This window comes from Prevotella sp. P6B4, assembly GCF_000619985.1.
In the GTDB taxonomy this organism is placed as follows: Bacteria; Bacteroidota; Bacteroidia; order Bacteroidales; family Bacteroidaceae; genus Prevotella.
Window position 1 is genome coordinate 111,535 of the sequence record NZ_JHVE01000008.1, and the last position, 19,983, is coordinate 131,517.

At 49.9% G+C, this 19,983-nt stretch carries 16 protein-coding genes; 4 read left to right on the top strand and 12 right to left on the bottom strand.

Translation table 11 applies throughout. The features are described 5' to 3' along the window. Nucleotides 1–165: 165 nt before the first annotated feature. Nucleotides 166–2,214, top strand: coding sequence for a HAMP domain-containing sensor histidine kinase (locus T491_RS0107100; RefSeq protein WP_028903276.1), 2,049 nt, complete (start codon nucleotides 166–168; stop codon nucleotides 2,212–2,214). Here T491_RS0107100 and T491_RS15930 read toward each other — a convergent pair. From T491_RS15930 to T491_RS0107125, 5 genes are read right to left on the bottom strand one after another with little or no spacing between them, the layout of a single operon-like run. Further along, nucleotides 2,209–3,408: an ABC transporter permease gene (locus tag T491_RS15930; protein WP_033148572.1), complete on the bottom strand. Its 1,200-nt coding sequence runs from the start codon at nucleotides 3,406–3,408 to the stop codon at nucleotides 2,209–2,211. The two genes, T491_RS0107100 and T491_RS15930, sit on opposite strands and share 6 nt — an antisense overlap. Next, on the bottom strand, nucleotides 3,392–4,561 hold the full coding sequence (locus T491_RS0107110; RefSeq protein ID WP_028903277.1) for an ABC transporter permease: 1,170 nt from the start codon (nucleotides 4,559–4,561) through the stop codon (nucleotides 3,392–3,394). The genes T491_RS15930 and T491_RS0107110 overlap by 17 nt, the downstream gene beginning before the upstream one ends. Before the next feature lie 20 nt (nucleotides 4,562–4,581). Continuing rightward, nucleotides 4,582–5,574: an HlyD family secretion protein gene (locus T491_RS0107115; protein WP_028903278.1), complete on the bottom strand. Its 993-nt coding sequence runs from the start codon at nucleotides 5,572–5,574 to the stop codon at nucleotides 4,582–4,584. A 46-nt stretch (nucleotides 5,575–5,620) separates the two neighbouring features. Beyond that, nucleotides 5,621–7,078, bottom strand: coding sequence for a TolC family protein (locus T491_RS0107120; RefSeq protein ID WP_028903279.1), 1,458 nt, complete (start codon nucleotides 7,076–7,078; stop codon nucleotides 5,621–5,623). A 6-nt stretch (nucleotides 7,079–7,084) separates the two neighbouring features. After that, nucleotides 7,085–7,957, bottom strand: coding sequence for a hypothetical protein (locus T491_RS0107125; protein ID WP_028903280.1), 873 nt, complete (start codon nucleotides 7,955–7,957; stop codon nucleotides 7,085–7,087). Between the two features lie 200 nt (nucleotides 7,958–8,157). On the opposite strand from T491_RS0107125, the gene T491_RS0107130 reads away from it, so the two are divergent. Genes T491_RS0107130 through T491_RS0107140 form a run of 3 tightly spaced genes read left to right on the top strand, consistent with a single transcriptional unit; the run spans nucleotide 8,158 to nucleotide 11,043 of the window. After that, nucleotides 8,158–8,370 carry a DUF4492 domain-containing protein gene (locus T491_RS0107130; protein WP_028903281.1) on the top strand — a complete coding sequence of 71 codons (213 nt, stop codon included), beginning with the start codon at nucleotides 8,158–8,160 and terminating at the stop codon, nucleotides 8,368–8,370. A 4-nt stretch (nucleotides 8,371–8,374) separates the two neighbouring features. Beyond that, on the top strand, nucleotides 8,375–9,898 hold the full coding sequence (locus tag T491_RS0107135) for a cytochrome ubiquinol oxidase subunit I (protein ID WP_028903282.1): 1,524 nt from the start codon (nucleotides 8,375–8,377) through the stop codon (nucleotides 9,896–9,898). Beyond that, complete coding sequence (locus tag T491_RS0107140; protein ID WP_028903283.1) at nucleotides 9,895–11,043, top strand: cytochrome d ubiquinol oxidase subunit II; 1,149 nt, start codon at nucleotides 9,895–9,897, stop codon at nucleotides 11,041–11,043. The genes T491_RS0107135 and T491_RS0107140 overlap by 4 nt, the downstream gene beginning before the upstream one ends. Before the next feature lie 34 nt (nucleotides 11,044–11,077). Here T491_RS0107140 and T491_RS0107145 read toward each other — a convergent pair whose 3' ends face one another. From T491_RS0107145 to T491_RS0107175, 7 genes are all read right to left on the bottom strand, one after another. Continuing rightward, a complete protein-coding gene (locus tag T491_RS0107145; protein ID WP_369699747.1) occupies nucleotides 11,078–11,632 on the bottom strand; it encodes a peroxiredoxin family protein in 555 nt (184 codons plus the stop codon). A 33-nt stretch (nucleotides 11,633–11,665) separates the two neighbouring features. Further along, nucleotides 11,666–13,189, bottom strand: coding sequence for a sodium:solute symporter (locus tag T491_RS0107150; protein ID WP_028903285.1), 1,524 nt, complete (start codon nucleotides 13,187–13,189; stop codon nucleotides 11,666–11,668). Between the two features lie 2 nt (nucleotides 13,190–13,191). Beyond that, entirely contained in the window at nucleotides 13,192–14,280 is a 1,089-nt protein-coding gene (locus T491_RS0107155; RefSeq protein WP_028903286.1) for a hypothetical protein, read from the bottom strand. A 112-nt stretch (nucleotides 14,281–14,392) separates the two neighbouring features. Beyond that, a complete protein-coding gene (locus tag T491_RS0107160) occupies nucleotides 14,393–15,622 on the bottom strand; it encodes a DUF4374 domain-containing protein (protein WP_369699749.1) in 1,230 nt (409 codons plus the stop codon). 12 nt (nucleotides 15,623–15,634) lie between these two features. Beyond that, nucleotides 15,635–17,752 carry a TonB-dependent receptor gene (locus tag T491_RS0107165; protein WP_231480205.1) on the bottom strand — a complete coding sequence of 706 codons (2,118 nt, stop codon included), beginning with the start codon at nucleotides 17,750–17,752 and terminating at the stop codon, nucleotides 15,635–15,637. 213 nt (nucleotides 17,753–17,965) lie between these two features. Then, nucleotides 17,966–18,550, bottom strand: coding sequence for an HD domain-containing protein (locus tag T491_RS0107170; protein ID WP_197018820.1), 585 nt, complete (start codon nucleotides 18,548–18,550; stop codon nucleotides 17,966–17,968). A gap of 14 nt (nucleotides 18,551–18,564) precedes the next feature. After that, nucleotides 18,565–19,881 carry a glycosyl hydrolase family 8 gene (locus T491_RS0107175; protein WP_028903290.1) on the bottom strand — a complete coding sequence of 439 codons (1,317 nt, stop codon included), beginning with the start codon at nucleotides 19,879–19,881 and terminating at the stop codon, nucleotides 18,565–18,567. Between the last annotated feature and the right edge of the window lie 102 nt (nucleotides 19,882–19,983).

The following is a 19,983-nucleotide window of genomic DNA, read 5'->3' on the forward strand; positions in this document are numbered from 1 at the left end:
TTCCCAAAGAAGCCCCGGCTTGCAATGCAGGTCGGGACTTCGATTATTTGGGGGATTTGATGACAATGATTACACCTCATGTATCTGCAACAAAAAAAAATCGATAAAAATACTATATAATTCGGTATTTTTGATTAATTTTGCAGACAAATAGAAGAACTTATAATGACAAAAGCGTATAAATCACTGATAATCATCGGATTGATTCTGATAGCAATAACAGGTTGTTCGAAGCATAAATATACCAATTATGCTGATGCCGATGGCTATAACACTGCCGACTCGATTGTTTCGGACGTGGGGGACGCACGTCAGTGGCTACGATTGCTGGCACTATGCGATAGCTTTGAACAGAGCGGCGACCTACCGAAGGTAAGGTGCATATTCTACAAAACCATCGCCTACAACCTGATGGGACAATACCGTAAATCGCTCAACCTGTACTACCAGTTAGCCAATATCAACGTAAAGGAGCTGCGCACTCAGGCAGATTTAGAATCATACATGTATTCCTATAAAGACTATGTGAGACTGCTATGCGACATGCGCCGCTACGACCGTGCATTGCGCCAGGCACACATAGCCGACCAGAAACTACGCGCAGCAGGTCACCCCTCGTTTGCCGACCACCACGACATAGCCCAGATGATTGGCGAATGCCAGTTGTGCTTAGGGCAGAACGTAGAAGCTGCTAAGAATTTCCAGAAGTCGCTACAGGGTATGTACAAACGTCTGGAAACAAATCACGGCGCGCTGGATTTTCGTGAATGCCAGAAGACCATGAACGCCATCGCTACTGTGTATATGCGCCGCAATCTGTTTGATGAGGTGAACGCTTGGCTACTCAGAGAAGATACGCTCTACGCGAGAGCGCTCGCCCTACCCCGACCCGACTCCGTGTACATCGATGAGATGAAGATGGAAATAAGCTACTGCAAAGCCATGCTGGCGCACGCCCAAGGACGATACGACGAGGCAGAAAAGTACTTCGACGTGTATCAGTCTACCAAGGCTGCCCAGTTGCCCACAAACATCATCAACAGCACCCGCTACCTGATGGCAACTCATCGCTATGAGGAGGCTGCGCGCAACATGACACAGCTGGACCAATTTATGATCGAAAGCGGCTACGAGCCCGACCTGGAGAATATCGGCAGATTTATGTTGCCTAAATTCCATGTGAACCTGTTAGCAGGTCATCGCGACTCTGCATTGCGCGTAGCCACCCAGATAGCCGAAGCCTACGACTCAGCCCTGATCAAACAGAAAATCATCGATGCCGATCTGCTGTCGACAGTCTACGACACGGAGGGAAAAGAGCGCCAGATAGCCGAGCAACGAGCCAAGCTGACCCACCAGCAGATGCTGTGGGTGATAGGCGTCAGTCTGGTACTCATCATCATGCTGCACCTGTTCCTGATGCAGCGTCGCAAGGCTTTCAATGAATTGAATGAAACCAATCGGAAACTGATGCTGGCCAACGAACGTGCCGAGGAATCGGAGCGCATGAAGACCAAGTTTATCCACCAGATATCGCACGAGGTGCGCACACCACTCAACGTGTTGTCAGGCTTCTCACAGGTACTGGCAGCACCCGATATTGAAATCAGCTCAGAAGAATTGCAATCCATCAGCCGGAAAATTGTAGAGAACAGTGAACGCATTACCCGACTGGTAGATAAAATGCTGGATCTGAGTCTGGTGAATGCCCGAGCCTGCGATGAATGTAACGACATGGTAAGCCCTGCCGATGTGGCTTATCAGGCCGTACAGCAATCGGGTATCAAGAACGCCAGCCATTTGGACTTCAACCTGCAGTTAGGCGCTCGTACTGAGAATATCAATATCACCACCCACCTCAAGTCGGCTACAAAGGCGCTGGCGCTGCTGCTCGACAACGCACAGAAGTTTACTCACCCTCTGGCTTATAAGAATGGTAACAAACCTAAGAGTAAGGCAAACGTACTGCTCAGCGTGAACGTAGATACCGAACGAGGCTACGCCATCTTCGCAGTGGAAGACAACGGTATCGGTGTACCTGTCGAGCAAGCAGAAAACATCTTTACGGAGTTTGTACAGTTGGATGAATATACTGATGGTACTGGTATCGGACTATCGATAGCTCGCACGTTAGCGCGACACATGGACGGCGATATCGTACTCGACACCAACTACAGCAGCGGTGCACGCTTCGTCATGAAACTGCCACTATAAAGCAGCATGACGACGCGACTCGCGTAGCTGGTGCCCATACACCAGACAAGCAGTACCGAAATAGGCTGCACTCTGAATCCACAAGCATCTCAATTCTGTAGCCACATCGCCTACACTGGCACCCATGGTGTTCAGTCGCAGATAAGCCCTGACGCCAAAGGTGCTGGGGAATAACCACGACACGCCCTGCCACACACCTGGGATATTGCTCTGGGGCCACGACACACCCGTCATAAACAGCAGAGGCAGCGAGATAAATACCATCAGCAAAATCACATTCTCACGATAGCGCACTAAGCACGAAACAGTCATCCCGAAGAATATGCAGGCCAACAGGTAAGGCATCATCAGCGCCAGCAGATGCTGCCAAGGCGCCAACTGTATGAAATGAAACATCCGAGGTACCACTGTTACGAGATAAGCACCCATCACAGCATAAACCATCAGATAGCACAGAGCCTTACCGCCCACAATACGGTAGATGCCCGAATAAGCGGGATGTGCAGGCACCAGATCGCCATAAGGATTGGTATCACGGGCCGTACCTGCGGCCAAACCGATACCAAGCGCCAGCGTCTGCTGGATAATCAGCATCAGCACAGCCGGCAGCACAGAGGTACCGTAGCCACCCTGCGGATTGAAAACGGCCACCTCCTCCACTTCGAGCGGACTCACCGTTATCACATCTTCACGAGTGGTATAGTTGCCCGCCAAAGCCACCTGCATCATTGCCCCCATCTTTGTACTCACAGCCATCGCCGTCTGGTAGACAGCCTTATAGGTCAGCATCAGCGCCATATCGCAATACACGCTGATGGTTGCCTGTTCCATGCGATTCAGCTTCGTCGCAAAATCCTCAGGAATATAGTAGATACCCTTTGCCACCTGTCGACTCACCAGACTTTTAGCCTCATCCATGTCAACAGCATAGCTGACGATATGCACATCGGGCGAGGCATCGCACATACGGATGAACTGGCGCGACTGATGTGTATGCGACAAATCAACCACCACAACCGGAACATCATGCACAGTCTCGTTATTATACACCCACGAGTAAAGCAGCGGATAAACCAGCGGCACAATGATACAGAACATCAGCACGCCCTCATCGCGGAGCACCTGCTTGAGTTCCTGTCGCCAGATAAAGGCGGCATCATTAATAGCCTGTATGATTCTATGGAATATAGACATATGTAAGCATAGCATTTTTAACCTTACTGATAACAAACCAAGGCATCAGCGTAAAGCCTATTAGCGCCACCAGATGGAACCAGGCATCGATAATAGGATAGCCGTTGAACACCGTAATCTGAAACAGCATGTAGTAATGACGCAATGGGAAAAGCCACGTGAGCGCCTGTAGCGGAGCATCCATACCCATAGCTGGGAAAGCAGAGCCAGCCAGCGAGAAACTGAGCACGCCCCACAACGAACAGATACTCATAGACATACGCAACGAAGGCATCAGGCCAAAGGCAAAGATGCCAAAACCGATAGAGCCGAACACGCTGAGCACCGACAGCAGGATAATCATCAGCCAACTTCCCAGATGTGGGAAGTGGAGCACATGATAGATGTAGAACTGATAGAACAATATCAGCAGCAGGAATACCACCACATGTGGCAAATACTTGCCCAGAATGGCTACCACGATATGACCATCGGCCTTCTCAATCCACTCCTTACCACGATTAAACTTGAGTTCCATACCCAGTGAATAGGCTGATATCAGGAACATAAAGAGCATCATCACACCCGGCACAAACACCGTAGATAGATACATATTATAATTGCTCCAGGGATTGGCTACCTGATGCAGATCGATACGGATGGGTTGTAAGAAAGCTTGAATCTGCCTGTCGGTAGCACCTTTGGCACGCAGCGTTGCCATACCCACAGCTGCCGAGCCAAGTGTGGTAACTGTCTTCATATCCTTCATCACCATCGAGCCGCCGGAGAGCGACACATTACTATAATAGAATGACACCTTGGGGCGACGGGCCGACATCAGATTGCTGGTAGTACCCTTGGGAAAATACAGGAAACCGTAGATTTCATTCTCCTGCATGGCATGGCGGGCCTCTGCTACCGATGGGTAATGAGCTACCACGCGTGAGTTCTGGAAACCATCGAGTTTACGGGTCAACGCACGGGTAGTCGATGTGTTATCAAGATCAACCACACCCACAGGCAGATCCTGAGGCAGTCCCTCGTCGAGCAGCGATGTAAAGAAGAACAACGCCAGCAACGGGAACACCAGCATACAGAAGCCATAGATGGGATTCTTGACCAGAATCTTCATCTCGCGCTGTGCGATCTGCCAGATTTGAACTAAGTATCTCACGCTTAATGCTTATAGCTTTATTACTTAACAATCAGGCTCATGCCTGGACGCAGACCCTCCATTTTCTCAACAGGACGGGCCTTCACCTCAAAGGTCTTCAGGTCGAACTGACCATTGGCCTTAGTAGCCTTCCAGACAGCATACGAGCCCTGATCCTTCAGGTAGTAGACTTTCATCTTGATAGTCTTGTCGAAGGCAGGTACAAAAGCATCAAGCTCGGAGCCAACCTGCATGCCGTTCAGCTGGTCCTCGCGCACGTTGAAGGTACCCCACATGTCCTGCATCACTGCAATCGACATGATGGGCGAACCAGTGCCAACCAACTCGCCTACCTTAGGATAGACATCACTGACCTCACCCTCTACCTGAGCTATCTGTACCGTCTCGTTGATATACGAACTAACCTCCTGCACAGCACCGCGGGCACGGCCCACCTGAGCGGCAGCAGCCATTTTGTCCTCGCGACGAGCACCATTCACAGCCATATCGTACTGACTCTGAGCAGCTTTCACCTGTGCCTCCATCGCCTTATAGTTGGCAAAGGCCTCATCGCGCTTCTGGGCACTCATCACGCCCTCGTCGAACAAACGCTGCACACGGTTGTACGATTTCTCAGCAATCTCAAGACCAGCCTTCGCCTGTTGGAGTACAGAGAAAGCACCCTGAATCTGCTCCTTGCGAGCACCATTCTGTGCCTTCAACTCCAAGGCGGCAGCTGCACTCTCGGCACTCTGTGCCTGCTCCATCTTGGCGCGCACCTCAGGCGCATCGAGAATAGCGAGTGTATCGCCCACCTTCACATAGTCGCCCTCTTTTACACGGAGTTCCAGAATACGTCCAGGCACCTTACTCGATACACGATACTCTGTCACTTCAACCTGTCCCTGGATTAACTCTGGATCGCGACCCAAAGCAAAGAATCCAATCAATGCCACGATAATCACCACTGCTGCAAAACCGGCGATGGCGAGCAGGATGTTGTTATGCTGGCGTTTAGCTTGTTCGTTTGACATATTATCTTATTTCTTTTTTATTCACTATTCACTCTTTCATTTTTCACTATTCCAACGTTCCAAGAGCTTTCTGCAGATCAACCTGCGAGAGTTTCACTTCTATCTCGGCATCGATTTTCTGCGACTGAGCCTGCATCCATGCGGTCTGTGCCTCCATCACCACTGTAGGCGAGATGACACCCTCCTGAAATCCCAAGTTGGCTGTACGCAGATTCTCATCGGCACGCTGGATATTCTTCAGGGCCATGGTGAGTTTCTTGTTAGCCTCATCAACCTTGAAGGTAATCTGATTCACCTGCAGTTCAATCTTCTCGCGCGCCTCATCGAGCTCGAGGTTGGCAATGGCAGTAGCACCCTTAGAGGCACGTACCTTATACATCACGTCGCCCCAGTTCCAAACAGGCACACGGATAACAACACCCACATGCCAGAAACCGGCGAACTTCTTTTCGAAACTATTAAGCACATTAGGATTGCTGATAGCATAACCACCCATCAACGCAACTTGAGGCAGATTGCCTGCCTTCAGCACATTAGTGGTCTGCTTGCTCAGGTCGACCGTATTCTGCAACAACTTGAGCTCAGGACGATAAGTCACCGCACGCTCCACATCGAGTTGTGGTGTGAGCTCTACCACGGCGATATTCTCCGACTGCTCATCCTGCAGGATGACAGGTTCGTTCAACGGCAGACCACACAACTGGTTGAGCAGCATGCGAGAGAGCACCAGACCATCATCCACCTTTGTCAGGGTCATCTCAGCCTCGTTCACCTTCACATCAACGCTCAGACCATCGCTACGCGTAGCCACACCCTCGTCGATCATCTTATGAACATCGCTATCAAACTTCTTCACCAACTCCAGATAGCTCTCAGCCAACTGCTTCTTGTGATGGAGCGATACCACCTGCCAATATGCCTGGTCAATCTGGTAAAGCGTAGCCTGACGGCGAGCATCCATCGAATTACGGGCCATCTCGGTGCCTATGTCGGCCATCTTATTCATAGCCACGATAGCACCACCCATGAAGATCGGCTGGGTAACCAGGACCGTACCTGCAAAGACGTTACGGGTATCGGTACGGAAGGCATCGGCAACGCTCTGTCCTTTCTGGTTCAAGCCATTAGCCACCTGTGCCAGTTCCTGTGCCATCTTCTGTTGGGCTGCAGCGGGCAGCGAGCCTACCAACGGACTTAACGTGGTTTGTAACATACCTACAGCGGTAGTCCCCAAACCTCCCAGAGCAGCTTTGTGATCATCGCTCAGAAGCGAGAACTCCTTACTGGTATACTCGTACATACCAATAGCACTCACATGAGGCAGGTACTTGGTACGGGCCGACTTACGGATATTCTCAGCTACATCCTGTTTCAGTTTGGAAATACCCAACTGCTTATTATTGCGCAAAGCCATCTGCCGGCAGCTGTCAAGGCTCAGGATGCGCTGAGCCTCAGCAGGCATAATGGCTGCACAAAGCAGCAAGATTCCAATCGTTTTTTTCATGTCCAATTATTTAAAGCTGAATGTTTTCGTTCCAATCATATTTCCATCTACGAAGATGCTTACACGATAGTCGCCAGCTTCGAGCATCTGGGTAGTGTTCCAGAATACGGTTACTGGGGTTTCCTCACCGGTGTACTCGATAACTTTCTTAGCCGAGCACTCCAGACTGCGGTTCTCGTAGGTAAAGTTGCCACCGCCACTCAGGGTGTTACCACCAGGATTCTGAATACGTACATATACAGTACGATTGCCATTTGATGCAGTCACGTTCTTGGTAATACTGAAGCTGACACGCATCTGCTTGCAGTCCTTCAGTTTCTTAGCAACCTTGCCACGCTTATCGAGCAGCTGCATCTGAATATTGGTAGCATCGAGCTGGGCAGCAATAGCTACCTTCTCTGAAAGCGAAGCCTTTTCACTATTCAAGCCTGCTACCTGAGCGTTACGCTCATTCAACTCGGCATTTACACGACTGTTCTCAGCCTTCAGACTCTCGTTCAAACGGTTCAATGAATCAATCTGCATCACGTAGTCGCGCAACACGGCACGTACAGTAGCCAGTTCTTTCTTCAGGCGGGCAATCTCGCGTGCATCCGATGCCTTCACCTGCTTCAACTCCTCTAACAACTGCTGCGTACGCATCTGCTCCTGGGTAAGCTGGGCAATAATAGAATCATTGTTAATCTGTGTTTTCATTTCACTATATTGCATAGTGAAACGCTCATATTCGTTCTCCATCTCCTGCTTGTCGAGTTCTGCCAGCTCTTGCATATCCTGCACCACCTGTTTCTGCTCCTGAAGATTCAAAAACAACCATGCTGCAGCTCCAACCAGAGCCAGAATAACAATAACAAGGGGGATCAATACTTTCTTATTCATAACTTTCTTTATTTATTATCGGGTGCAAAATTAGAATTTTTGGCTGAAATAACAAAAAAAATTGTGTTTCAAACATTTAAGCAACATTAAAAAATAGAAAAATAGCGTGTTTTCGAACAATTTTTGTAGTTTGTACCTTTATTATTTGGAAGATAAGGATAAAAAATGTATATTTGCCACATCATTATAGAACAATTTGTATGAGTAAGAACAACTTTTTCAACAAGGTGTTCCATTTGTATTACGATGGGTTTCGTTCGATGACGCTTGGCAAGACGCTCTGGGCCATCATCCTTATTAAACTATTCATTATCTTCGTTGTCCTGAAACTGTTCTTCTTCCCCGATTTTCTGAAACAGCATGCCGATGGGCACGAGGCTGAGTATGTTGCAACAAAGTTATTAAATCCTTAATATTATGCTACAAAACCTTTTTTTAAACATCGATGCCGGCACGATTGACTGGTCAAGAGCACAATTCGCCTTGACAGCCATCTATCACTGGCTATTCGTGCCGCTGACGCTGGGTTTGGCGGTCATCATGGGCATCGTCGAGACTAAGTATTACCAGACGAAGGACGACTTCTGGAAAGAGGCTGCCAAATTCTGGCAGAAGCTGTTCGGTATCAACTTCGCCATGGGTGTAGCCACAGGTATCATCCTCGAATTTGAGTTTGGTACCAACTGGAGCAATTACTCATGGTTTGTAGGCGATATCTTTGGCGCGCCACTGGCTGTCGAGGGTATCGTGGCCTTCTTTATGGAGAGCACCTTCGTGGCAGTGATGTATTTCGGTTGGAAGAAGGTATCGCCAGGCTTCCACTTAGCTTCAACCTGGCTTACAGGCCTTGGTGCCACCATTTCTGCCTGGTGGATTCTGGTAGCTAATGCCTGGATGCAGTACCCTGTAGGCTGCGCATTCAATCCTGACACCATGCGCAACGAGATGGTATCCTTTGCCGAGGTTGCCCTATCGCCCTTCGCCATCTCCAAGTTCTGCCATACCATCACATCGTCGTGGATCATCGGCGCCATTTTCTGTGTAGGCGTTTGTTGTTGGTATCTGCTGAAGAAACGACACACCAAGCTGGCCATCGAAAGCATGAAAATAGGCGCTGGCGTAGGTTTAGTAGCAGCTCTGCTGGCGGGGGCCACAGGCCACAAGTCGGGTATGGACGTAGCCAACGTACAGCCTATGAAACTTGCCGCCATGGAGGCACTCTACGATGGCGGTACAGCGCAAGGTCTGAAGCTCGTCGAGGGTATCGAGGTGCCTTATGGTCTGAGTATCATGGCCACCAACGATCCACAAGGATTCGTACCTGGCATCAACGATATTCTGAATGGCTATACCACGCCCGATGGCCGTGTAGAGCCCTCTGTCGATGAGAAGATTGAGCGGGGCAAGAAAGCCATTGAGGCTCTTGCTGCCTACCGTAAGGCCAAAGCCGAAGGTGAGGATGCCAGCATCTATCTGGCGGAACTCAATGAGAACATGAAATATTTCGGCTATGGTTACATCAAAGACAAGAACGATGTGGTGCCACCAGTATGGATCAACTTCTGGTCGTTCCGCATCATGGTAGGTGTGGGGTGTCTGTTCATCCTGTTCTTCGCAGTTATCTTAGCGGTCACGTACAAGTTCCCCAAACGCCTGTTCGAAAAGCGCGATATCACCACCCTACCCGCCTGGCACTATTGGGTGGCTATTGCACTCATCCCCTTAGCCTATATCGGTTCAGAATGCGGTTGGCTGGTAGCCGAGTTCGGACGTCAACCGTGGACCATCCAGGACATGTTGCCCACGTGGGCTTCTGTCAGCGATCTGCAGGCATCGAATGTGGCCATCACCTTCTGCCTCTTCCTCATTCTCTTCACCACCATGCTGGCGGTTGAAATAAACATCTTGCTCAAACAAATTAAGAAAGGACCAGAATTATGACATACGACTTTTTACAGCATTATTGGTGCTTCGTGGTATCGCTGTTAGGAGCACTGTTGGTATTCCTATTGTTTGTGCAGGGCGCCAATTCCGTAGCCTATTCGTTAGGCTACACGGAAGAGGGGCGACGGCTGGTTTACAACTCCACAGGCCGTAAGTGGGAGTTCACTTTCACCACATTGGTCACCTTCGGTGGTGCATTTTTCGCCTCGTTCCCTTTATTCTATTCTACCAGCTTCGGTGGTGCTTACTGGCTGTGGATGATTATCCTCTTCACGTTTGTGCTGCAGGCCGTGAGCTACGAATTCCAAAATAAGATAGGTAATTTCTTGGGGCCCAAGACGTTCCAATTTTTCCTTACACTGAATGGCATCGTAGGTCCACTGCTTTTAGGGGGCGCAGTGGCCACCTTCTTCGAGGGTTCCAACTTCATCGTAGCTAAGGATAATCTGGTGGATAGCGGTGCAATCACACCCGTTATCTCATCCTGGGCCAATGCCTCTCATGGTCTCGATGCCCTGCTCAACCCTTGGGTACTGGTACTGGGGTTCGCAGTGGTGTTCTTAGCACGCGTATTAGGCATACTCTACGTGATGAACAATGTTGCTGACGAGGATATCCGCTCGCGTGGCAGTGTGCGACTGATTGGTGCCGCCGTGCCTTTCCTCGTGCTGTTCGTAGCTTATCTGGTTCACGTGTTGTTAAAGGATGGTTACGCTCATAACGACGAGGGTATCATCTTTATGGAGCCATACAAATACCTCAACAACCTGATTCAGATGTGGTATCTGCTTGTCATGCTGCTTATTGGCGTGATACTAGTGCTCTTCGGCATAGGCAAGACCATTTTCTCCAAGGGTTACAATGGCGGTATATGGCCTGCTGGTATTGGCACCGTGCTCACCGTGTTAGCACTCCTGCTCTGCTGCGCTTGGAACCACACAGCCTACTACCCTTCTACTGCCGATCTGCAATCATCGCTCACACTGGCCAACTCGTGCTCGAGTGAGTTCACCCTGCGTACCATGTTCTATGTATCGCTCTTAGTACCGTTTGTACTGGCCTACATCATCTATGCCTGGCGCGCCATTGACAAGGAGAAAATCACTAAAGACGAACTGAAATCCGATGATCACGCATACTAAATAATTATCCCCGCCGATTGGCGGGGATAACTGTTTATTTGAAGAGTTCGTCGAGGAAGGTGTAGAACTCAGGATCTTCGCCTACAACGGTCTTGACTAACTTTCCCTTTGGATCGATGACAACCTTGGTGGGGAATCCTTCGATACCATACAGAGCAGCGATGGCCTGCAACTTATCGTCCGGGCAACGAACCTGCAACCAAGGCAGGTTATGCTCAGCTACGGCAGCCTTCCACTTCTCTTCTGTATCACGGCAGTCCACACCGAGAATTTCCATCTTATCTTTATACTTGGCATAGTATGTCTTCATATTAGGAATACCACGGATACACCAGATGCACCATGACCCCCAGAAATCGAGAACAACATACTTACCACGCAGACTTGACAGCTTAGTCGCCGAGCCCTGCAGGTTAGGCAATTCGAAATCAGGCGCCAATCCCTCAGCCTGTGCCTCATCTACCTGAGCTTCAACAGTCTCAGCAGGAGCAGCATTTTCAGCAACCTTGGTTTTGTTGCCACACGATGCAGCCATCAATGAGATGGCCACCACCAGTAATGATACGGTTAAAACTGATTTTCTCATCATCTTAATAATTTTATTGTTTAACTTACGATTTGCTTACTTGTAGCACTCAAAGATGTAGTCCACCTTCTGCTTGGGTAACTGCTTGGTAAACAGGCTCACCAGCCATACCACAGGGAATCCGCCGACCATAGCAATGGCGCCACAGTTAATAGGATTAATAGGATTACCCACCAGCATGTTGACCAACGTCAAGCCAACTCCCCACACGAAGCAGGCCCATACGGAAATGCGGGTGATACGACGCGAATAGAGGCCCAACATAAACGGTGCCAGGAACGCACCTGCCAAAGCCCCCCAAGAGATACCCATCAGCTGGGCAATAAACGTTGGCGGATTAAGAGCGATCAGCAAGGAGATGGCGATAAAGAACATGATGAGCACGCGCATCACTACCACCTTACGACGCTCTACCTTCTCGGAAACGATATCATTGATCTCGCCCTCTTCAACCTCTCCTGGCAACGATTTCTTGTCGCGGTAAATCAAGTCGAGAGTCATGGTGCTCGAAGAAGTAAGCACCAGTGAAGCCAGTGTTGACATCGAAGCACTCAGCACCAACAGCACTACGAGAGCGATGAGCACATCGGGTAGTGTTACGAGCATAGAGGGCACAATGGAGTCGAATGCCAATTTGCCGTTAGGCAACACGGGCGGCATGCCAAACAGACGTCCGAAACCTCCCAGGAAGTAACATCCACCAGCTACAATAAAGGCAAAGACAGTGGAGATGACTGTACCACGCTTGATAGCGCTCTCGTCAGTGATCGAATAGAATTTACCTACCATCTGTGGCAACCCCATAGTACCCAATGAGGTCAGGACAACCACGCCCAGCAATCCCCAAGGATCGGGACCGAACCATGAAGCAAAGCCTCCATTCATTGTAGGATCATTGTCGGCAGGCATATCTGCCAGTTTCTCTACCGCAGCAGCCAGTCCTCCCTGCACATTCAGCACAGCAATGATTACTGCCACAATACCAAACAGCATAATGATACCCTGAATAAAGTCGTTCATGGCCGTAGCCTTATAACCGCCCAATATCACATAGACAGCAGTCAGGATAGCCATCACCACAACACAATACTCATAAGGAATCCCGAATCCCATCTCAAACAGCGTTGATATACCTTTATATACACCAGCTGTATAAGGAATCAAGAATACAAAGGCAATGATTGACGCTGCCACACGCAGACCCTGATCGCCAAAGCGGGTTCCGAAGAAATCGGGCATCGTACGACTCTCTATATGCTGCGTCATCAGTTTGGTTCGACGCCCTAACAGCAACCATGCCAGCAACGAGCCGATGACGGCGTTACCAACACCAATCCAAGTACTTGACAGACCGTATTTCCATCCGAACTGACCAGCGTAGCCAACGAACACAACGGCCGAGAAATAACTTGTTCCGAAGGCAAAGGCTGTGAGCCAAGGACCCACGGCACGACCACCTAACACGAAACCTTCAACACTGCTGGCCTGCTTACGGGTATAGAGTCCCACCCCGATCATCACAGCCAGAAATATGATTGTAAATGCTATCTTGATAACCATAATTAAAATGCTACTTGAACTTGGGCCTGAAGCCAATTATAATCCTTATTACTGATATTCTCGCCACACATGCAACGTGTGTACTGCAGTTGCATGCGACATTTCTTATAAAACCAGTACTGCAACCCAACGGTCAGGTTGGTCTGATCCCAGCCATCAACCTTGGTATTGCGATTGAAAGTCTCACCGCTGGCAACGATATCGAGAGCATCCACTACGGGAATACAAGTTGTCACGTAACCACCTCGGCTCCCCACCTTGCCGTCCTGTCCACCCAACCATTCGGCACGGATAGAAGCAGGACGTGCCTCTTTATACTGACTGCCAGCATAGGCCTGAGTTTTATACTCAGCACCCACACTATAGCGGTTGCGCTTATAGTTATCACCCACCTGGATATCGGGATTCCATTTAGCTGTACCAACAGCATTTCCTGTGCCTAAATAGCCAGAGGCAACCACACGGAATCCCTGTACAGGACGTAATTCCAGCTTAGCAATAAAGTCTTTTTGGTTATTGCGATCTTTCGTGTTGATACCCTGACCACTCATCAGCGCCAGTTCATAATGCAACACACCTTTAGCCAAGTCACCAAAGACCTGCAAACCCATATCACGACCATAGTTCACACCATTCAGGGGGTCAGGTCCTTCACCCGCCAGATAGAGCACGGCTTGCGAGTACACGTCAACCAACTCCAGCTGAGTAGGACTCATCGGGTTCTCCATGGTGTACGCGTGCTTGAACTGTCCTAAACGCACAGTCAGCTCGTTACCCTTCGACACACGATAGTCTGTGTAGAACTCTTGAACCACACTCGAGAAGTCGTGCATAAACATAAACGACCATCTGTCGGTGATTCTCGCCTTTCCCCACAGCAGGGTGCGTTTCAGGTTGTAGGCGTTGGTCTTCAGGCCATTCTGATCCTGATAGCTCCATCCGCCCTGAGCATAACCGTTCAGAGTAATACGACTGGTAAAATCCTTAGTCCAGTCGATCTCACTGCTCTTCTGTTGTGCGGCAACCACTTGGCTCAATCCCAAAGTCACCATCACGGTCAGCAGTCTCAATTTGCAAGTTTTACGTTTCATTTTGTCATCTCTTTACGATAATTTAGTTCCTTGCGGCAGCAAAAATACTACAAATCTTTCAAACAGACAAAATTTTACGCAAAAATCTTACTATAAATAATTAATTCTATGGTTACAGACGGCAAAAGCCACCCACAAATGTAGCCGAGACACGTGCGCCACGCTCTGCTCGAGCTGTAGCCACATGGGTACGATAGATATACACGCCCTCGCTGGTCGCCACTGGCAGATACACATAGCCATCCTCGCACAGGGTAGCAAAACGGCGCCCGCCGTTACCATTGTGAACAGGGATTTCCTCCACGTCCTTCACAGTCTGGTTTATCAGGTCGATGATGCAGCACTTCAGACTCTTATCGCCCCAGCGGTCATCAGCGGTCTGAGGGTTCAGTGTGCTCACCTCAGCAAACACCAGACCATTGCCCACATAGGTTACATGGGCAGGTTTCAAGCCACCTGTCAGTGCCTCAAAATCAAAGAAATAGTCAGCATCGAAGCTTGTCTCACCCTTGTTGATGCGCAGGAAGCCAGCGTGCTTGGTACTCTGCGAATAGCCATTGGCGATGGCAGAATTCGACATGACGTACAGGTTGCCCTGCTCATCCTTCATCAACCCATTGTAAGCACCCCAAGAACCACCAGGGCCCATACGGGTATCTTTCATCAGTGTCTGGAACTGCATGTCGGGATAGCTGTACACAGCCACGTAGCAGGTGTCGGTATAGGCCGTCTCGAAGGTCATGCTATTCATCGGTGTGTAGGTCACGTACAGGTTTCCACCGCTATAGAGCATCCCGGTAATGCTGGGCCAGTCGAGCGTACTGATGGAATCCACGGTTGTATCAGTTGTTTTTGATGTGATAGCGGCAGTCTGGGCATCCACCGTATAGAAGGTCATGTGGTTACCACTCTCCTTCGATGCAGGCAGCTCCAGTCCCACCATGGTGTGGCCGTCCACCTGACAGAAGCCATTCAGCGAGTTGTCGAACACAAACTCCCCCTGCTCCTTCAGCAGTCCGTCGGCACCACGCACCACATTAGTAGCGCTGGTCAGTCCCAGTCCACCGATACAGAACAAGCTATTACCACCTTTCTCATAATCATGATAGCCATTCTGCTCGATACCCTTACCCACAGCGTTGATGGTTCCTTCCATCAGATTGTCGGTCGATACCACATAATAGGTGGTGTTACCACTCGAAGTCACACCTAAGCTCAGCACATAGGGAGCGTTAGGCGTCTCCTGCTCGGCAGTCAGATCGTCTTCGCACGAGGTCAGTGTGATGGCTGCCATCTGCGCCAGCAGTAGGGCGTTGTTATATATCTTTTTCATGTCTTTGATGTTGCAAAATAATTACTTACTGATAAAATATCTGAATTTGAGATTAAACGAGCGTCCGGGCTTCTGCAGACGATAGTTGTCGTACAATTTCGCATCGGTCAGATTAGTACACTCAGCCACGATGCTGTAGCGTCCGCCGTTCAGACTGTAGCCTACTGACACATTGTGGCTCAACTGCTCGGGAATGACCTTCTTGGTAGCTTTGGCACCCAGTCCTGTAAACGAGAGATAGTAGTCGTGTACATACTGCAGATCGTAGTTCAGCGAGAGCACGTTGTCCTGTCCACCCACCTTGAAGAACTGATAGTCGGCATGACCGTTCATGAACAGATAAGGGATATTGGGCAGTCGCTGTCCATAGGTGATATTCTCGCTGATGCCATCGCCCACATAGGTATTCTGACTCACCTCGTACTTCATCTTGTCCTTGATGCTCTGGTAGGTCATATTACCATTGATATGCAGGTTCTGCTTATAACTATAGCCCAGCGAGGCCTCGATACCACGGGTGTGTACCTTGCCGATATTGTCGTAGCTGGTAGTAGGATTGCTGGTAAGACTTACGCCCTTCAGGATAAAGTCCTTGGTGTCGCGGTGAATATAGTTCACCTCGGCCTGAATGCGGTGATTGCCAAAAGTCTGGTCGTACAGCAGTCCGGCATTCAGGTTGTTACTGCTCTCCGGCTTCAGGTCGGGATTAGCCTTCTGTACCAATCCATCGCCAAACATCTCGACAGCCTCGGGCATACGGTAGGCACGCTCAAAGCTGACCTTGGCCTGCAGTGAGGGTAATATATAATAGGTAGCTGCAGCACCATAGCCATAACGCTGTTTGCGGCTGCTCAGCTGCTCCCAACGCTGGTCGGCCGTAAACTGGTCCATCAGCTTGTAGGTAGAGCTATACAGACGGTACATCTTGCCAAACACGTTGGCATTCCAACGGGCATAGCGAATCTGGTAGCCCAGTCCGGTGATATTCTTGGTCAGCTGCTGGGGCACGTTGTTCATCTCATCATCGGGATACATCGTATCGTTGCTCTTGCGACGTGTGGCCGAGAGCACGTTGTTCAGCGTCAGCGAGTGATGCTCGTTGATCACGTAATCCACATTGACATGAGCCTGCCACTGACGCTCGCGGATGGTAGCATCCGTCAGATAAGCCTCTCCAGCCTTGGTACTGGCAACATACTGTCCCAGCCAGTTGTAACGGCGCGCCAGCGTGTCCACGTTGTGGGTGTTCACCATCTGGTAGGTGCCATAGAACGCCAACGAGAGTCCAGGCACCAGCAAGTCGTTCTTCTTGTAGCGCACGGTAGGAATCAAGCTCCAGCTGTTGTTCTTCACCCCGCCATACACGGCATCCATGGTGGCACCCGTCTGTACGTTTCGCTTATCAGCCGAGGCAATCACGCCCACCAACAGATAATCAGCCCATGAGCGGCCAACCACACCCGTCTCCATCTTCAGACCAGCCGAGCGGTAGCCGTCGTTAAAGCGTTTTACCCAGGCTTCGCCCTCCTGCTGGTTGGTAGTCAGATTCACGATGGGAGCCAGCACCTGATAGTCGTTGTCAGAATAATTAGCGAAAGCGTTCACACGCAGGGTGAAGCCGCTCTGAGCCGTATAGGCACCATTCACAGCCGCATGGTGGGTGTTATACGAACCTACGGAGTAAGTAGCATCGAGATAGTTGGCGTTTCGGCGCGACACGATATTCACGGCGCCGCCCAAGGCATCGCTACCCAGATAAACGGGCAGCACTCCTTTATACACCTCTATTCTGTCGGCCATGTTAGCCGATATATTTGCCAGACTGAACGACGAGCCAAAATTATCCATGGGAATACCGTCCATGAAGAACTTCACCTGATTGCCAGTGAAACCGTTCATAGACAGACTATAGTTCGAACCCAGTCCGCCATCCTCCCTGATCTTCACCGAAGTCACGGTGTTCAGCACTTTATTCAGTGGAGTAGCCGTCTGGTATTTCGTAGCAAGGTCAACCACTGAGATAGCGTAAGCCTGCTCATGCATCTTACGCGCCTTGGTCTTACCTACAATACGCACCTCGTGCAGACTAATCGAATCGTGTAAATCGTTCTGTGCTTGAGCCCCGTAACTAACGGTCATACAGCCCACCAGGCACAGCATTTTTGTTGTGTTGATTTTAAGCATTCTATATTTTCTTTTTTAATCTTTTTACCCTGTAATTTTTCCGGGTGCAAAGGTACTGCGATTCCGCTGATTACACAATACCTAAAAATGAGTATTCGTTTCCCAGCGATTGAGAAACGAACACCCATCATTCATCTATTCTAATGATATGGAATACTACGTAAACAGCTAATCGCCAAATATTTGAACCACGAGACCTACAAACTCACGATAGGCATCGGTATCGCTCAGCGGCGAGAGGCTCTTGACCAGTCCGCGATAGTACCAAGCATGGAGGGCAGGATCTTTCACATTGAAACGCTCCCACAAACCCTCACCCATCCGGCGGTGTTCGATGACCATGCCACGCATGTTGGAGAGTTTGTCGCCAATGGCTACAATCTGCGCATCGCGACTGGCCGAAGCCAACCGGTCGATGGCAAACTGCTTCCGGATCTGCCAACTGTCCACATGACTCAATCCTTCTACGTCGCGGCTGGTCTCGGCATCCACCAAGGTGGCCACACGCTGGCCAAAGAGCTCACGTATTTCATCGACCGATACATCGGTGTCCTCCAACACATCGTGAAGCACAGCAGCCGCCATCAGTTCCTGATCGCTGGTGATGGTAGCCACAATGGCCATGGCCTCCAACGGATGAACGATAAATGGCAGCTTAGTGCCCTTACGCACACTTCCCTCGTGCGCCTTGGTAGCATAAACGATGGCGCGATCTACGAGCTGCGTATCAATGATATCATGTATTTTTCCCATATGGCAAGATATTATTACTTTGCAGGCTCAATCACCCGATACTGACCAGAAAGATGCATAAAGGCGAACAGACGCAGCAAGCCGTCGTAGTAGGCATCGAAATAGCCGTCCTCGAAAGGCTCGTGCTTGGCTCGCCATAGCGCATCGACAAATTCCTTGCGCTTAGCATGCTTGGTCAGGATAGAAGCGGCGGCAACGGTACTGACCAGTCCGATGCTATGACGCAATTTTCGGAAACCGCCAGCAGGCAGAATCTCATCCTCCTCGGGCAGCGAGCCATCCGTACGATACTGATCCATAAAGGTATCGACACCCTGGGCGTAGAAGAAGTTCTGGATACGCTCACCATATCCACGCTGCCACTCGGCATCGGCCCCACTCCACTCGTAGTCGAGCGTGATATTCATAGGAACGCGCCAAGAATCATAACGGAAATTGTTACTGCCGTTGCGACGAGGCTTCTCGCCGGGTTTAGGCTGTGGCATACCTGGCCAACGGGGCATCTGCATCTCACTGCCATCAAACTGACTCATATCGCCATTAAGACCTGTAACGGGATGCGTGGCCTTATGAAGATATTCACGACTGGCCTTGGCGCAGGCTTTCCAGAGCTCGGCACGACCATCGCCGGCCCAACGTGCCCACACCTCGTAGAAGGCAGGGATGTGATAGGAAGGGTCGGTAAAACGATTGCCAAAGCCATCGGGGGTAAAGGTAATCAGATTGGTCTCAGGGTCGATGAGATACATCTTCTGAGGTCCGGTCTGCTGAGGCCCGAAACCTGGGAATCCCGCAGGACTTGGCTCCGGGGTATATTCCTTGGGCTGGATGCTGTTCAGGATATGCTGGGCCTCGGCCTTGTAGTTGATGCCGGTATCGTTGCCCCAACGGTTGGATGCAAAGATCAGGGCAGTGATGAAATAGAGTTCGCCATCGCTGGCAGCACCTTCGGCATTATGCGTACCATCGGTCTTGCAGCTCCAGGCAAAATAACCCTTGCGATTACCATCCTGATGCTGCATGTACTTCTTGCTCCATCGCCACAGACGGTCGAAGATATCCTTCTCGCCGAACTGTACGGCAATCATCATACCGTACGACATACCCTCGGTACGGGCGTCGTGGTTCTTGATATCACTGATGTAGCCCAGGCTATCGCCCACCTCGAAATAGACCTTGTTCGGTCCACGGAACACATCGTTGAAAACCTCCTTAACCTTGGCATCAACCTGAGCAGGCTGATAGCCTAACTCTACAAAAACATTACGGTATTCGGCATGTACAGCCGTTGTGATTGCCATCAGAATAGTAATAATAAACAGTTTCTTCATACTTCATTAAAAGTGACTAATTCTGTCATATTTGACGAAAAAACGCGCAAAAAGTTTAATAATCACACATATTTTTGTACCTTTGCACGGGAAAAAATCAAA

Bases quoted from the DNA above. Each gene is read 5' to 3' on its own strand.
- T491_RS0107100 (WP_028903276.1), top strand. From the start codon at position 166: ATGACAAAAGCGTATAAATCACTGATAATCATCGGATTGATTCTGATA.
- T491_RS15930 (WP_033148572.1), bottom strand. From the start codon at position 3,408: ATGTCTATATTCCATAGAATCATACAGGCTATTAATGATGCCGCCTTT.
- T491_RS0107115 (WP_028903278.1), bottom strand. From the start codon at position 5,574: ATGTCAAACGAACAAGCTAAACGCCAGCATAACAACATCCTGCTCGCC.
- T491_RS0107120 (WP_028903279.1), bottom strand. From the start codon at position 7,078: ATGAAAAAAACGATTGGAATCTTGCTGCTTTGTGCAGCCATTATGCCT.
- T491_RS0107125 (WP_028903280.1), bottom strand. From the start codon at position 7,957: ATGAATAAGAAAGTATTGATCCCCCTTGTTATTGTTATTCTGGCTCTG.
- T491_RS0107130 (WP_028903281.1), top strand. From the start codon at position 8,158: ATGAGTAAGAACAACTTTTTCAACAAGGTGTTCCATTTGTATTACGAT.
- T491_RS0107135 (WP_028903282.1), top strand. From the start codon at position 8,375: ATGCTACAAAACCTTTTTTTAAACATCGATGCCGGCACGATTGACTGG.
- T491_RS0107140 (WP_028903283.1), top strand. From the start codon at position 9,895: ATGACATACGACTTTTTACAGCATTATTGGTGCTTCGTGGTATCGCTG.
- T491_RS0107145 (WP_369699747.1), bottom strand. From the start codon at position 11,632: ATGATGAGAAAATCAGTTTTAACCGTATCATTACTGGTGGTGGCCATC.
- T491_RS0107150 (WP_028903285.1), bottom strand. From the start codon at position 13,189: ATGGTTATCAAGATAGCATTTACAATCATATTTCTGGCTGTGATGATC.
- T491_RS0107155 (WP_028903286.1), bottom strand. From the start codon at position 14,280: ATGAAACGTAAAACTTGCAAATTGAGACTGCTGACCGTGATGGTGACT.
- T491_RS0107165 (WP_231480205.1), bottom strand. From the start codon at position 17,752: ATGACCGTTAGTTACGGGGCTCAAGCACAGAACGATTTACACGATTCG.
- T491_RS0107170 (WP_197018820.1), bottom strand. From the start codon at position 18,550: ATGGGAAAAATACATGATATCATTGATACGCAGCTCGTAGATCGCGCC.
- T491_RS0107175 (WP_028903290.1), bottom strand. From the start codon at position 19,881: ATGAAGAAACTGTTTATTATTACTATTCTGATGGCAATCACAACGGCT.